The organism is Kitasatospora sp. NPDC023118 (assembly GCF_055560875.1).
In genome coordinates, this window is the sequence record NZ_JBVHHW010000060.1 from 1 (window position 1) to 14,245 (window position 14,245).

8 protein-coding genes and 1 pseudogene are annotated in these 14,245 nt (G+C 69.2%); 5 read left to right on the forward strand and 4 right to left on the reverse strand.

The annotated features are described in order from the left end of the window. Positions 1 to 228 precede the first annotated feature (228 nt). Positions 229 to 924, reverse strand: a pseudogene (locus ACZ3UD_RS36730) (transposase); the annotation flags it as partial. 775 nt (positions 925 to 1,699) lie between these two features. On the opposite strand from ACZ3UD_RS36730, the gene ACZ3UD_RS36735 reads away from it, so the two are divergent. From ACZ3UD_RS36735 to ACZ3UD_RS36745, 3 genes are all read left to right on the forward strand, one after another. Beyond that, positions 1,700 to 2,443, forward strand: a complete 744-nt coding sequence (locus tag ACZ3UD_RS36735; protein WP_465598158.1) for a hypothetical protein — start codon at positions 1,700 to 1,702, stop codon at positions 2,441 to 2,443. A 137-nt stretch (positions 2,444 to 2,580) separates the two neighbouring features. Then, complete coding sequence (locus tag ACZ3UD_RS36740; RefSeq protein ID WP_465598161.1) at positions 2,581 to 5,988, forward strand: WD40 repeat domain-containing protein; 3,408 nt, start codon at positions 2,581 to 2,583, stop codon at positions 5,986 to 5,988. Next, positions 5,976 to 6,974: a Vgb family protein gene (locus ACZ3UD_RS36745; protein WP_465598164.1), complete on the forward strand. Its 999-nt coding sequence runs from the start codon at positions 5,976 to 5,978 to the stop codon at positions 6,972 to 6,974. The genes ACZ3UD_RS36740 and ACZ3UD_RS36745 overlap by 13 nt, the downstream gene beginning before the upstream one ends. A gap of 84 nt (positions 6,975 to 7,058) precedes the next feature. Here ACZ3UD_RS36745 and ACZ3UD_RS36750 read toward each other — a convergent pair whose 3' ends face one another. The 3 genes from ACZ3UD_RS36750 to ACZ3UD_RS36760 form a co-directional block, all read right to left on the reverse strand. Then, positions 7,059 to 8,171 carry a transposase gene (locus tag ACZ3UD_RS36750; protein ID WP_465598168.1) on the reverse strand — a complete coding sequence of 371 codons (1,113 nt, stop codon included), beginning with the start codon at positions 8,169 to 8,171 and terminating at the stop codon, positions 7,059 to 7,061. Positions 8,172 to 8,743: 572 nt separating this feature from the next. After that, the gene (locus tag ACZ3UD_RS36755; RefSeq protein WP_465598171.1) at positions 8,744 to 9,127 is read right to left on the reverse strand and encodes a hypothetical protein; all 384 of its coding nucleotides are present in this window, start codon (positions 9,125 to 9,127) and stop codon (positions 8,744 to 8,746) included. An 813-nt stretch (positions 9,128 to 9,940) separates the two neighbouring features. Beyond that, complete coding sequence (locus ACZ3UD_RS36760) at positions 9,941 to 10,582, reverse strand: DUF6461 domain-containing protein (RefSeq protein WP_465598174.1); 642 nt, start codon at positions 10,580 to 10,582, stop codon at positions 9,941 to 9,943. A gap of 1,027 nt (positions 10,583 to 11,609) precedes the next feature. On the opposite strand from ACZ3UD_RS36760, the gene ACZ3UD_RS36765 reads away from it, so the two are divergent. After that, a complete protein-coding gene (locus tag ACZ3UD_RS36765; RefSeq protein ID WP_465598177.1) occupies positions 11,610 to 12,833 on the forward strand; it encodes a Dyp-type peroxidase in 1,224 nt (407 codons plus the stop codon). A gap of 77 nt (positions 12,834 to 12,910) precedes the next feature. Beyond that, positions 12,911 to 13,954, forward strand: a complete 1,044-nt coding sequence (locus ACZ3UD_RS36770) for a YVTN family beta-propeller repeat protein (RefSeq protein ID WP_465598180.1) — start codon at positions 12,911 to 12,913, stop codon at positions 13,952 to 13,954. Positions 13,955 to 14,245: the final 291 nt, after the last annotated feature.

Sequence of the window (14,245 nt, forward strand, 5' to 3'; positions counted from 1 at the left end):
GGGCACGTGCCCCCTGGTTGACCGAGCGGTCGCGAATCTCGAAGTCCATCGCATCCCCTGAGCTGGGGTGTTGCGAGGACCGCTAGAACTCAAGTCATCCGGCGGGCCGTTTCGGCTTGTTCAGGTGATGTGAGCAGGCTGGTGGCCCGGCTGACGCGCCGGGTGGGCGCCGGGTTCCACGGCTCCGGAAGTGATCGGGTGCTCGTCAGGATGGGGTGTTGTCGCTGGTCAGCCGGGTTTCGGCAGGGCTCGCAGGCGGTCGAAGGCGCTGGTGATCACGTCGGTCCAGGGCCAGTGGCGGGTGAGGCGGAGGTAGCGGCGGCGGCCGGTGGTGACGAGCTGGGCGGCGGCGGAGAACAGCCGCAGTCGCAGGCGTTTGGGCTCCCAGCGCCGGGCGGGTCCGGTCAGGGCGAGCATGGGCATCCAGGCGAGCAGGTCGAATGCGAGCTGGACGATCTCCAGCCAGACCAGGTTCTGTGCGGCCTCGTGGAGGGGAAGGTTGCGCAGGCCGGTGTCGCGGGTGGCGCGGATGCGGTCCTCGGCGCGGGCCCGTTGGCGGTGCCGCAGCTCCAGGGCGGCGATCGGGGCGTGGGTGGTGTTGGTGGCGAAGCAGGTCAGCCGCATGCCGTCGGCGTCGGTGAAGCGCAACTGGGCGCCGGGGTGCGACCGTTCCTTGCGGACGATCAGCCGCATCCCCCTGGGCCAGCCCTTCAGGACGTTGCCGGCGAGTTCGGCGACCCAGGCGCCGTCGCGGATCTCGCCGCCGGGCTCGGTGGCCGGGGTCCAAGCCGAGGTCGGGACCAGTAGCACGGCCTGGTGGCTCGCATCGGTGATGGTCATCCCCACCAAATACGACAGCCAGCGCCCGCGCGCGGTGAGCCAGTTCAGAAACCTGTGGGTGCCCCCGCCGGAGTCGGTGCGGGGAGCTTCACCAGGCGCTCGTCGCGGTCGGGCAGTATGCCTCCGGCGACGAGAACAGTGCCGGTCTCGCTGGAGACCCGCCAGATAACGCCGAAGCCACGTTCCATCGCCATCCATGGTGACCCGATCGCGTGGGACGAACCTATGGCGGAGATCCCTTCCCAGGGGCGGGTTTCCGGGAATCCGGTGCCCCCGACAGTTCGACACCGCTGGAGTGCGGCCTTGTAGTGGGCGGCATCAAAGCTCGGCCGTCATGCACTGCCAACGGTCTTGTCCCGTGGGATGGTTAACCTTCGGAGCGAGTGCGACGATGACGTACTCTGATACGCCGTCAGGCTATCTGAATGCGAGCTGCCGGCTGGGGTGGGTTGATGCTGACGTGGATCGAGGCAGCGGCGTGTGGTGCGGGCGGTGGACTGATCGCTGAGACGGTCGTCACCTTCGGGCGCCTGCACGCATGGCAGCAGGCGCGACACGCGGCGAGGGCCACCGATGCGTCGCTTCCCCGGCTCGGCATGTTTGTCGATCCTCTCGCGGACTCGCTCGCCGCGCTCTTGCGTGTGGCGCTGGGGGGTGCGGCCGGATGGCTACTCCACGCTGAGGTCACCGGCGTGTACGCGGCGGTGACCGTAGGAGCCTCGGCGCCCGCGCTGCTCGCCCAGGTCGGCCGGGCGACCACACCGGCTGAGGCCCTCCGCGGGCCCAGCGCAGCAGAGCCGGGGGCGCCCAAGCCGCGGGATCTCCATGAGCTTTCCCCAGCCCGTGAGGAGGAGGCGTCATGAGCGCCGGCTCGGTCGTCCAGCGCTCCTGGCGGTCGTTCACCGGCCGTCGGACGCCTCTCCTCCCGCCGACGACGGGACGCGGGCGGGCCGGATACACCCTGTGGCAACGGCTTTGGGCCTCGTTCATCGGCTTGGACCTGCCCCCCATGCGCATCGGTGCCCTGCTCACCCACACGGCACCGTCCTTCGTCCAGCACCTGCCCGCCCGGGACGAGCCCTCCCGGAACCAGCCCGGGACCGGCCTGCTCGCCCCGGGACGGTTCCCGCTGCCTCGGCTTGTGCAGGCAGGCGGTCTGACCGCCGCGGGCGGCGACGCGGTGCTGCTCGAGGCGTCTTCCCCGGACGGCAGCGTGAGGTTCCTGGTACGCGGCCATGGGACCACCCCGCCCGGGTACAGCCTGGAGCTGGTGCTGCACCGCGCGGACGCCACGGGGCCGGTGGTGACGGCGGTCGGGTATGCCGGGGCGGACGGAACCGAGCGGCTGCTGCTCGTGCCGGTGGTGCGGGGGCAGTTCGGTCCTCCGGCCTCGTATGTTCAACTCCCGGACTTCACCGCCGGGGCGGCGTGGACGGCCTCCGTTATCACTCCGGTGAGTTCAGACAGCGCATGGGACGCCGCGACGGTCGCTGCATCGGTCCGTGCTTCGCTCAACGAGGCGACCCGCGATGCCTGGCGTCAGGTGCGGGAGCGGGTCACAGACGAGGGCCTGCGTGCCGTGATCGACGGAGAACTCCAGTGACGGCGTCAGAGGAGCGCGAGCGCGCCAAGAGCCCCGGGAACGGGACGCGTCCGGAACGTCCCGAGGCTCGCCGGAGGCCCTGGCGCCGGTCGGGCACCCGGCCCGGCCCCCTCGCGGCTCGGGCGGCGCTCGATAACGTGCTGGAACGCGCCACAAGCCCGCAGGCTGCCGTCCGCGAGTTGCTGGGCGAGCCGCCGCTGTGGTGGAGCTGCTGCAGTGAAGCGGCCCGCGTCGACCCCGCCTGGCTGTCAAGTCGGCGCTGCGAGGAACTGCGCGCTTGGCTCGACGCGACGGCACCGGACCAGGACACCGCATCGGTCGCGCCGGCCGATCACGCCCTCTTCCTGGCCCGGGCGCTCGCCGCGCCGGCGGGTGGGATCGAGGACCATGACGCCGTCCTGCTGCGGCTGACGGAGGTATGGGAGCAGAGCGGGCTGTTGTGCGCCGACGCCGTTTCCGGGCCCGCGCAGCCTTCTGGCAAGGGACTCGCCGACCTCTCCCCGCGCCTCGCCAGTGGGCTCAGCGCTGTTCTCGAGAGGAATCGGCACCTGCGCGCCTCGGCCGGTTCGAGCGCGACGCGCCCTGGTGCCGAGAGCGTTCTTGTGATCGCCGCGCTCATGATGGCGGGCCTTGAGCCGCGCAGGCGGCCTGCCGTCCGTGTGCCGGTGGTCTTCGGCCGGTCGGCCGGACTGGACGGACGGACGGCCTTGGCGGAAGGGGCCACCGGGGTCCTGGAGCTGCGCGAGTTCTCTCCAGGGCCAGCGGGGCTGTACCCCGACCCGCGCGCGATGGCCGGCGTGCGGAGCCCGAACGGACAGTTCGCCGCCGCACTGGGTCACGCCTGGCGGCTCGCTGGCCCGCGCCGCGAGGGGCGCTGCGTGCTGTGGCGCGTCGTCCTGTCCGACGAACCTGCGGCTCCGGCACAGATCGAGGGCCCTTCGCTCGGCGCGGCCTTCGCTCTTGGCTTGCGCGAACTGCTGCGCCACCCGCCGTCCGGGCGGCCCGGCAGCGCCCGGCTGCGCGGGGTCTTCTACGGCCTGCGGCCCCGGACGGCGGTCACCGGTGCACTCGACGGAGGTGAACGTCTCCTCAAGGTCAGCGATATGGACTCCAAGCTGCTGGCTGCACGCCGCAGGGGCCTGCGGCTCGTCGCGCCCGAGGCGAACCGGCTCGACGCCGCCAAGGCACCCGAACCCGGGGACGTGAGGTTCGCCGCGACGCTGCGACAGGCCGACCGTCACGCCAGGCGGTTCCGCACTGGTCGCCTGGCGGTCGCCCTGTCCTTGGTTGCCGCGAGCGGTGCCGGGGCTGCTGTGGTGACGCACCAGGATGCCGTGGAAATGGCCAGGTTGACGACGGCCCATAGGCTTGTCGACGTGTCCCAGAGCCTGCTCGCCAGTGATACCGGCTTGGCCGCGTTGTTCGCGGCGCAGGCGTACCGGGAGCATCCCGATCAGCTGACCCGCACGGCCCTCTTCCAGGCGGTCACCGCCAGTCCGCACCTGGCCGGCAGCGTGCAAGCGAGTGGGGCCGTCTCGGCGCTGTCGAGCTCAGCGGACGGGCGAATCGCACTCGCCGGAACGCAGCAGGGCGAGGTGGAGCAGTGGACGCTCACTGGGACGACGGCCGGCCCGGCTCGCCAGCTCGGCAGACTGCCCGGGCCCGTCACCGCCGTCGCAGCCGACGCCGACGGCAGCACGGTCGCCGCGATCGACCGGGGCACGGTACAGGTCTGGGCAGCCGCACAACCGGTCGCGGCACCGCAGATACCGTCCGGGCAACGGCCCACCACGGTGGCAGTCTCCCCATCGGGGCGCTTCGTCGCCGTCACGACGACGACCGATCAGTTCGACACGTCACGCACGCTGTGCGTCCTGGACCGGGCCACCGGAAGCACCGGTCAATTCGCTCTCGACCTGCACGCCGATCCATCTGCCACCGCGTTCTCCGACGATACGCACGTGGTGGCCTTCGAGAGCGGCTACGGCGGCTGGGAACGAATCTCCCTCCCTCAACTCGCCCGGGTCGCCGGCAGCACGGTCGGCTTCGGCGTCCACAACCAGGCATCCGCACTCGCCCCGGACGGCAGCCACTTCAGCTACACCAACGGCGCCACGACACTACCGATATGGGCTTCCGACGGCACGCCCAAGATCGATCAGCCGTCCCTGCAAGCGCAGACCCAAGCCGGACATCCGGCTACAGCACTGGCACTGAGCCGCGACGGCTCATGGGCCGCCGAGGCTGTCGGCAGCAGCATCTACGTGGCCCGCACGACCGCGCCGGACCAGACGTCACCCGCACCCCTCACCCTCCCGGGCGCGGGGACCGTCACTCGCGGTGCCCTTGCCTTCCTCGGCGGGGACGGTACCCGGATGATCTCGGCTTCCGGCGACATGCTGAGTCTGTGGGACCTCGCGCAGTACTCTCGGATCGCTACGCAAGCAGGTGCGACCGTTCCCCTCTCCTGCAATGGCTGCCGGGGACCAGGAGTCTTCCTGTCTCCGGACGGGCACTCGGCCGCGGTCATCGACGGCAATGGGGTGAGCCTGGACGTCGAGAAACTGGAGGCGCCCGGCGCCGGCTGGAAGACCCTCGCGGTGGAGGGCGGGCGCCTGGGCGGTCAGGGTTATGCAGCAGCCCTGTGGCAGAACGATGGCAGCGGGCTCATCGTCGTCTCGCCACAGGACGGCAGCGCACAGATCGTGTCGGCGGCCGACGGATTCCGGATCACCGGCGTGTGGCAGCCGGTGCCGAGCCCGCTCCAACTCCCCGATGCCGCCGCACTGCTGCAGTTCCTGCCGGATGGGCGGCAAGTGGCCCAGGTCGACAACTCCGGCACGATCCGCTTCCGGGACGCGACGACCGGAAAGGTACTGCGCCAGTTGGACGGCCCCCGTGACATGGCCCCCACCGCAGAGGGTTCGGGACAGCGATCCCCCGGGTGGGCGGCGATCGATGCGAAGGCCGGCCACGCGGCCGTGATCGACTCCGGTTCGCTGGACCACCCGACAGAGAAGATCGTCGTCACCGACACCGCGACCGGCCGTTCCCGGGTCATCTCCGGAAGCGGCGCCGTGGGCGTCGCCTTTGCGGCGGACCACCTGCTCATCCAACGACGCAACGGCCCCCTGGAGGTCTGGACGTCCGCGGGAGACCGGCTACTCAGCACACTTCAAGGAACACCTGACACGAGCGTCGGCCCAGTCGTCGGCGGAAACCTCCTCGCCGAGAAACCACTAGACGACACCGTCCGGCTGATCGACCTTCAGTCCGGCCAGACCTTTGGAACGCTGAATCTCCCCCACGGCAGCAAGGCCGTCTCCACCGGCCTGGCTTTCTCCGCGGACAGCACCAAACTGGTCACCGCCACCGAGTCCGGCGGGGACGCCACCGGCGAGGTGGGCACCCTGATCACGTGGAAACTCGACCCGAACGCATGGGTGCGCGCCGCCTGCGAAGCCGCCGGCAGGAACCTCACACCCGACATCTGGACCCAGTACCTGGGCACCCAAGCCCCATCGGACCTGCGATGCGCACGATAACCGTCCGACAACGGCTGGCCGCCGTCTCGATTGCCTTTGCCACCGCTCTCGCGCTGGCCGGCTGCCAGGACACCAGCGACCAGGGCCCGTCCCCGACCTCGGCGGACACGAGCACCACAGGTGACACGATCTTGCTTCCCGGGAACGCATACCCCCGCGCCATGACCGTTGCCAGGGACGGATCGCTCTGGGTCACCGAACAGCGGATCAGTGCCATCGCACGGATCAACCCCGCGCGACAGGTCACCCAGTACCGCATCCCTGGCAACAGCGAACCCAAGGGCATACTCCAAGCCCCGGACGACACGATCTGGTACGCCGGCACCGATCAGCTCAAGCGGATCGACGCGTCCGGACGGACGAATGGCTGGATGGAGGACGAGGGAGGCCTCGGCTTTCCCGAAGCGATCACCGTCGGCCCCGACGGCGCGATCTGGTACGACGAGAACGGCTCGCCCGCGCTCATCCGACGGATCGACCCATCACGTGGCCCCTCCACCGTCGCCGTACTGCCCGACGGCTGGACGCCCAGCGGCATGACCTCGGGGCCCGACGGCGCCGTGTGGTTCTGCGAGCACGACGACCAGCACAACGCCGACGGCATCGGACACGTGACGCCCCAAGGCGCGTACACCAGTTGGCCGCTACCTCCGGGTTCCTACCCGTGGACCATCGTTACCGGCCCCGACGGCGCGCTCTGGTTCACGGAAGTGAACGGGATCGGACGCATCACCGCCGCTGGGGTCATCACGCACTTCGCCGTCACGAACTCCAAACACCCGAGGTCCCTCATCTCCGACCCCCAGGGCGCGCTCTGGTTCACCACCGAAACCGGCGTCGGGCGACTCACCCCGGCGGGCAGCCTCACCGCCTGGCCCGTGTCCGACGCCCAGGTCCTGGACAGCATCGCCGCCGATCCGAACGGCGGTTTCTGGCTGGCGGATTCACAAGCGAGCACGATCCGCCACTTCCAGCCTCCCCGCTGACCCAAACCAGAAGATCACGCTCGCGCCGCCGCAAGGCAGCCCTCCGCCCGCCTCGGACCGTCCTGAAGGGTGTCAAAACTCTGATCAGGCCGCTGAACTGGGGGGTTCCTGCGGGCTGCGAGGAGGCTGGATCGGGGCGCCGTGGTACTCGTTGAGGAGTCCGCCGAGTACTCGACGGCGCCGAATAACCGCGGTGGGCAGCGGGATGACGTTCGGGCTGTCGTCCGGGGCGCGGAGATCGAGGTTGCGGTGGGCGCGGCCGGTGTTGTAGTGCTCGGTGTACTCGGCGAGGACGGCGCGCAGGTGCCGTTCGCCGGTGATGAGGAGGCGGTCGGTGCATTCGGCGCGCACTGTGCGTATCCACTGCTCCGCGAAGGCGTTCGAGCGCGGGCTCTGCGGCGGCGTCGGGATGACCTCGGTGTTGTTGCCGGCGAAGATGGCGTCGAAGGCGGCCGTGAACTTGGAATCGCGGTCCCGGATGAGGAACCGCAAGGCCCCGGCTCTGTCTCCCAGGTCCATCAGCAGATTCCGGGCGAGCTGAGCCACCCACTCGCCGCTCGGATGGGCGGTGACGCCGAGGACGTGGACGCGCCGGGTCTTGACCTCCATGACGAAGAAGACGTACAGGCGTTTGAGGAAGACGGTGTCGATGTGCATGAAGTCGCAGGCCAGGAGCGTGTGGGCCTGCGTGTGGAGGAAGGTGCGCCAGGTCTGCCGGGAGGCGCGCCGCGGTGCGGGCGGCAAGCCGGAGCGGCGCAGGATCCGGCGGATGGTGGCGGCGGCGACCCGGTGACCGAGTCGCCGCAACTCACCCTGGATCCTGACGTAGCCCCAGCTCGGATTCTCTTTGGCGAGGCGTTGGATGAGAGCGGCGATCTCGTCGGGCAGCGGCGGTCGGCCAAGCTTGGCGGGCGGTTGGCGCCATTTCCAGCGGACCAGGCATCGGTGCCAGGCCAGCAGAGTGCCCGGGGTGACCAGCCGGTTCCGGCGCAAGGCGGGCGGCAGATGGCGCGTGAGAGCGGAGAGTACGGCGCGGTCCACCCAGGACATCCGCGGTCTCTCCACCTGGCGGCGGAGTATGGCCACCTCATGGCGTAGGGCGAGAATCTCGGCCTTGTTCGCGGCGGAGGAGCGGCCCAGCAGGACGAGCCAGCCCAGCAGTCGGCAGAAGATCAAGTACAGCAGTCGTAGACCCACGAGCCGGGATCATGCCCGGGACGCGCAGGCGCGCAAAAGCCCTGATCAGCCGCTCTACGACAGTAAAGACACCCTTCAGGGCGCCCGGCCGTTGGCCTGGCCTCGCTGCTCGCCCCCGGCCTGGGCCACTTCCGCCGCCCCGTCGGTGCCACGGCCCGCTTGGCGGCGCCCACGACTCCGACGACGAGCGCTACCGCCGGGCCGACCCGGACCAACTGGAGTGCCCGGCCTGCGAAGCCCAGCGTCGCCGCGAGCGCGGCCGCCCGATCGTCTTGGCCCCGCCCAGCCCCCGCGACCTCAAGAAGGCCGACAAGCACGGCCCGCCGACCAACGACCCGTGGTGATGATCGGCGTTTGGTTTTCAGTGGCTCGGCGTGGCTGTTCACCGAGAGTGGTCGGGGTTCTTGTCCCTGGTCACGGCTGCGGTCAGCCAGGGATGGTGAACCGGGGGAGCCGGGTGCGTGGTGAAGTGTCCCGCTGTATCGCGGTGAAGAGCCGACGCCGATCGTTATCACCGGCCTCGGGGCGCGGCTTGTGACCGTGCATCGAGAGCTGAGGAGGCCCAGATCCTTCTACGGAGTGTTCTGTCTCCCGGAGCCCTGCGACCCGAAGACCCGGGCCACACAGCGATCGAGAAGATCACCGAAGGCTTGGGCTGAATCGATGTCAGGAGCTGGGAGCGCTCCTGCGTCGTCGATGGTCGCGATGAAGTCGATGTCGGCCCAGCCGCCACGGAACAGGACGACCGAGAGCTGTGCGTCGCCGGGGCCTGTGATGAGGATGCGGATCGAGTCGGGTTCGGTCGCCGAAGATCGGTCTGTTTCAAGGCGCTGTGGCCACGGCGAGGCCTTGTCCCGCCAGGTCACGTGCCCGACTACCAGCCCCCGGCGCTCCCAATCCGGCCTGCGCTCGGCGACTTCGACAGCCGCGTGATCAAGATCGACGACTTGCTCCATGTAGAGATCATGACGATCACCGAGCGCATCCTCTACCTGTTTCAGCTGTGCAGTCTCAAAACACATGCAACATCGCTGAAGCTGTGAGCTGTGGTTTTGCAGATTGACTGAGACGCCGATTCGGGAGTCGATCACGGTGTGGCTGCCGAGTGGGTGTGTATCGATGCAGCTCATTGAAGTGCGTTGGTGATGTTGCAAGTTGATTGAGACGTTTGGCAGATTGCTTGAGAATCCTCAGGCGAGGGGGCGACCTCGTTTCCATCTTGCTCATGTCAAATGCTGGCGAGGGGCTGCTGGGGTTGGGGAAACCAGGTGGCTTGTCGGGCTCTGGGTGAGGCGGTGCTGCTCACGACCTACATCCCGGCTCCTTCGCCGGCCGAGTAGCAGCGGCGCGTACGCGAGTTCGTGCGGGCGAAGCCGCTTCCGGTCCGACCGATGCTCGCCGTTGTGCCGGTGGGGCTGCGGCAGGTGCGGGCTTGATGCGGTGTGAGGAGCTGATCCTGCTGCTGGGGAAGGGCGTGGACCGGTACAACGTGGCGTGGGTGCGGGCCGCGGCTGACCGCGTGTGTCTGTGTCCCGGCAGTGGTCTGGAGGAGGTGGCCCGCGGCGTGGACCGCGCGCGCTGGGCCGTGTTCCGGTGCACCTCGGGCGCGGTGGTCGGGGCGTCGCAGGGGATGGTGTCCCCTGGAGTGTCGCCGCCCGCGGACCGGATCGGCCGGCATCACGGGCTCGATCCGGTCCCACATCGCATCACTGATTACCAATCGGACAGACACATCCGATCAACAGCTCATCCCATCAAAGAGTCACGTTCTAGTCGGCGAGCAGGACGGCCGGCAGCGGGGCCTCCAGCACCAGGGCCCTGGGGAGTGTCAGACCGAAGTGCCGCTCCAGCACCCCCAGGGTGGTCCGGTGCACCTCGCGGTCCGCACGCTCCTCGTCCGGCAGGCCTTCTGCGCTCAGCAACTCCTTCACCGTACCCGCGACATCGGGGTCTCCGACGACCTGGCCGTTGCCCCAGGAGCCGTCCAGGTGCAGATTGAACGAGCAGACCGTCCGGCCGTCCCGGTGGTAGTGGAAGGTCGGCGGCACCGGCTTGCCGTTCTCCTCCTCGTACTCCACCAGGAAGACCTCGGCCCCGCCCTCGGAGATCGCCGGATCGTCCCGGAATTCCCCGAACCAGCCCCCGTACGCCACCGCGAAGGTCCACCCGCCGTTCACCCCCAGCCGCAGCCCGATCCCGTCCAAGGCGTCCCCGTACTCCGAATCCAACGCCTCGACCAGCCCGTCCCCGGTGAGCTCCCCGACTGGCTCCACCGTCCGCTCCGACCACTGGGCCGAGGCCGCGATCCGCACCGCCAGCGCCTCGATCCCGAGTCCCCGGGCCAGCGTCACGCTGTAGCCGCCGAAGGCGATGCTCTGCGGCTCCGCGAGCCAGGCGATTCCATCCGTCATGCAGGTGATCCTGCCGCACCACACCGACACACCCCCGCCCAGGGCCGCCGGACTGCTCCGGCCCGGCCGCCCACCCGGCACGATCAAGGAGACAGCCCCTAGCTTGGGCAACGGCACATTGCTCGGCAAGAGGATCTTGACGTGGTGTACTCCGCTGCGGTGGAGCGGACATTGGCGGTGGAGCGGCGGCTCCCGGGCAGGGCGAGGCGGCGAACGGATGCCCTACGTGAGTACGAGAAACTGAACGCCGAGCTCCGCAGTCAAATCCGCAGTGCCCTGTGGCCGTTCTTCGCCCCCGACACTGACCGGTGGTACCGCTGGCGGGCCGAACTGGACTGCGGCTGTATCACCGAGATCGGCGCGTACGGAGCTGGCGGCCGTGCCCACTACGAACCGCGCCCCGCGGATCCGCGTCGCTGGGACTGGCAGGGGGACACCTTCCCCTGACCGCACCTGCGGACCAACCCCGCAGGCTCCGCCGCGTCGACGCCGACCACAGGGGGACCGGTCCGCGCCCGGACCCCCGAGCGGGCAGCGGACCGGTCCCGAACGGAAGCGGACAGCCGATGGCAGAGCCCGCGAAGAGTCTGGTCGGCCCGACGAGTGGTTGCCGTCCAGGGCCGTCTGTTCGAGTGAGATCCGGACCAGGATCAGGGCTTGAAAGCTTCGCCGGCGCCCTGCGGGCCTTGGCATCCCCTGCCCGCACCCGAACGGCACGCCCGGGATGCGGGTGAGCATCGACCGTGGTCGTATGCCACTGCCAGTAACCCCCGGTGTCCCAGACGAGTCCCACGAAAACGCTCTCCGAACATCCAGGATGCGGCCGGTCACAGTCCGGAATTCCGACGAAGGCGACCCCGACCGGTCATCACCGCCGGGCCGGTCAGGCGGGGCATCGGCCCAGGCCGCAGGTGCACACCACCGTGCTCGATCCGAGAGGGACAACATGGGTGACGAGAGAGCCTCAGCCATGGCAGACGGGTGGCATGGCGGAGGATGCCCCGCGCATCTCCTCGCGCGACGGTCGATGCTTCAGGGCGCAGTCGCCGGCCTTGTCGGGGCGGCGGCCGGGAGCCTGCTGAACAACCAGGAAGCCATCGCCCAGGAAGGAGCGGGCGACGGCGACCCGACGACCGGGAGCCTGATTCCGTTTCACGGCTACCACCAGGCAGGCATCGCCACCCCGCCCCAGAGCGTCGGAGAGTTCGCCTCCTTCGACGTGACAGCCAAGAACCGCGCAGAACTCATCGACCTGTTCCGCACGTTGACTTCCCGGGCCCGATTGCTGACCTCGGGGCGCACGGATCCGAATGCGTCCCCGGACGCTCCGCCCGCGGACAACGGGATCCTCGGCCCCGGAGTCGTGCAGGACGATCTCACCATCACCGTTGCCGTCGGCGCGAGCTTGTTCGACACGCGCTACGAACTGCAGGCGCGCAAGCCCGTCCAGCTCAAGACAATGGCGCCGTTCCTCCACGACGACCTGGATCCCGAACTGTGCCACGGCGACCTGTTGCTACAGGTGTGTGCCGGTCACCGCGACAGCACCGTGCACACGATGCTCGACATCCTGTCCCACACCGAGGGCATGCTGAAGCAGCGATGGACCTTCCACTGCCAGCGCAATCCGCCTCGCCCGACCGGGATTCCGCGTGACTGGTTCGGGTTCAAGGACGGCATCACCAACCCCGACACCACCAATACGGCCCAGCTGGACAAGGTGGTCTGGGTGCAGCCCAACACCGACGAGCCGGCATGGACGGCAGGCGGGACGTACCAGGTGCTGCGCATCGTCCATTTCTTCCTTGATGCATGGCAGAAGGTGCCGATCTCCCAACAGGAGCGGATCTTCGGCCGCCGAAAGATCAGCGGCGCTCCTCTGTACGCCCTCTCGGACGACGCGCCGGACACGTTCGACCCCATCTACACCAACGACCCGCAGGGACTGATCACCCCGCTGAACTGCCATGTCCGGCTCGCCAACCCGCAGACTCCGGAGACCGCATCGACCAGCTCCATCCTGCGTCGCAGCTACGACTACGAGCGCAGTCCCGGAGTGAACGGCCAGCCGGACCTCGGACACCTGTTCTGCTGCTTCCAGCGCGAACTCGACACCTACATCACCATGCAGACCCGGCTGGAAGCCGAGGCGCTCGTGCCGTACATCAGTCCGCGCGGCGGAGGCTACTTCTTCGCCCTTCCAGGAGTGCGCGACAGCCAGGACTACTTCGCCCGCGCGCTGTTGACCTGACTGCCGCTTCCGGACCGGTCGTACGGGAGAGGGGCCGGGTCGCGAACCGAAGTTCCACGAAGTACCCAGGAGGCGAGATGCGTTTCCGAACCCACACCGACCGCGGCCTGAGCGGGAGGGCGGTCGGGCCGGTGCTGGGAGCCGGCATCGGGCTGCTGCTGGCCTGCGGCCTCCTCGCCGCGTGGCTCATCCCGGCGTCGTCGCCGTCACGCTCCGCCGCCCCGCTCGCGGGCGTCGGAGGCCACGTGTACGTGACCAATCAGCTCGACAACACGGTCTCGGTGATCGACGCCGGTACCAACAAGGTCGTCGCGACCGTCCCAGCCGGCAACGCGCCTGAAGGCATCGCGATCACCCCCGATGGCACGTACGCGTACATCGCCGACAACGGATCGGCCATGGTCTCGGTGCTCGACACCCGCACCAACAAGATCGCCACCACCGTGCCGGTCGGGCACAACCCCACCGGCGTCCGCCTGAGCCCTGACGGCACCTACCTCTACGTTGCCAACGGCGGTTCGGACAGTGTCTCGGTGCTCGACACCCGAAGCAACCAGGTGACCGCGACGGTCCCGGTCGGCGTCTCCCCGGTGAGCATCGCCATCAGTCGCGACGGTGCCACGGCCTACATCGCCAACACCGGATCGCACACTGTGTCAGTCCTCGACACGCGTACGCAGCGCGTCGTCCGGAACCTGACCGCCGGCCCCTCCCCGGTGAGCGTCGCCGTCACCCCGGACGGCGAATCGGCCTACGTGGCCAACGAGGCGGCAGCAACCGTCTCCGTCGTGGGAACCCGCGCGCAGGCGGTCACCGCCACGGTCCCGGTCGGCGAAGGCCCCTTCGACGTAGCGCTGGCACCTGACGGTTCAAGGGCCTATGCCGCTGATCTCGGCCCGGGCACGGTATCCGTGATCGACACCCGTAGCCACCGCGTCTCGGCGACCGTTGCCCTGGGCCCTCCGGGCACCGACCCGTTCAACCTGGCGGTCACCTCAGGCGCGGTCTACGTCACGAACCAGGGAGCGGGCACCCTTGCGGTCATCGACCCCAAGAGCCTCAAGGTCGCCGCAACCGTAACGGTCGGCACCAGCCCCTACGGCGTGGCGGTGAGTCCGTGACCGCGGTGTCCGCCCGCTTTTGAAGTTCCACCGGCGACGGCAGCGGGCGGTCTTGCGACATACTCGGGGTCCGAGGTGAGACCACGCGCCCTCCGGAAACGAGCGAGAGCGGGTACCTGGATTCCCAAGTACCCGCTCTCACAATCGACTTCACAGTCGGGACGACAGGATTTGAACCTGCGCCCCTTGACCCCCAGCCGGATCAGGGTGACCTCCTATGGGGGCAGCTGCTCGGCGTCGCGAATGGCTTGGGCGGCGTTGATGAGTCCGATGTGGCTGAAGGCTTGCGGG

Coding starts and splice junctions, on each gene's coding strand:
- ACZ3UD_RS36735 (WP_465598158.1), top strand. CDS start 1,700: ATGAGCGCCGGCTCGGTCGTCCAGCGCTCCTGGCGGTCGTTCACCGGC.
- ACZ3UD_RS36745 (WP_465598164.1), top strand. CDS start 5,976: ATGCGCACGATAACCGTCCGACAACGGCTGGCCGCCGTCTCGATTGCC.
- ACZ3UD_RS36755 (WP_465598171.1), bottom strand. CDS start 9,127: ATGGAGCAAGTCGTCGATCTTGATCACGCGGCTGTCGAAGTCGCCGAG.
- ACZ3UD_RS36760 (WP_465598174.1), bottom strand. CDS start 10,582: ATGACGGATGGAATCGCCTGGCTCGCGGAGCCGCAGAGCATCGCCTTC.
- ACZ3UD_RS36765 (WP_465598177.1), top strand. CDS start 11,610: ATGCTTCAGGGCGCAGTCGCCGGCCTTGTCGGGGCGGCGGCCGGGAGC.
- ACZ3UD_RS36770 (WP_465598180.1), top strand. CDS start 12,911: ATGCGTTTCCGAACCCACACCGACCGCGGCCTGAGCGGGAGGGCGGTC.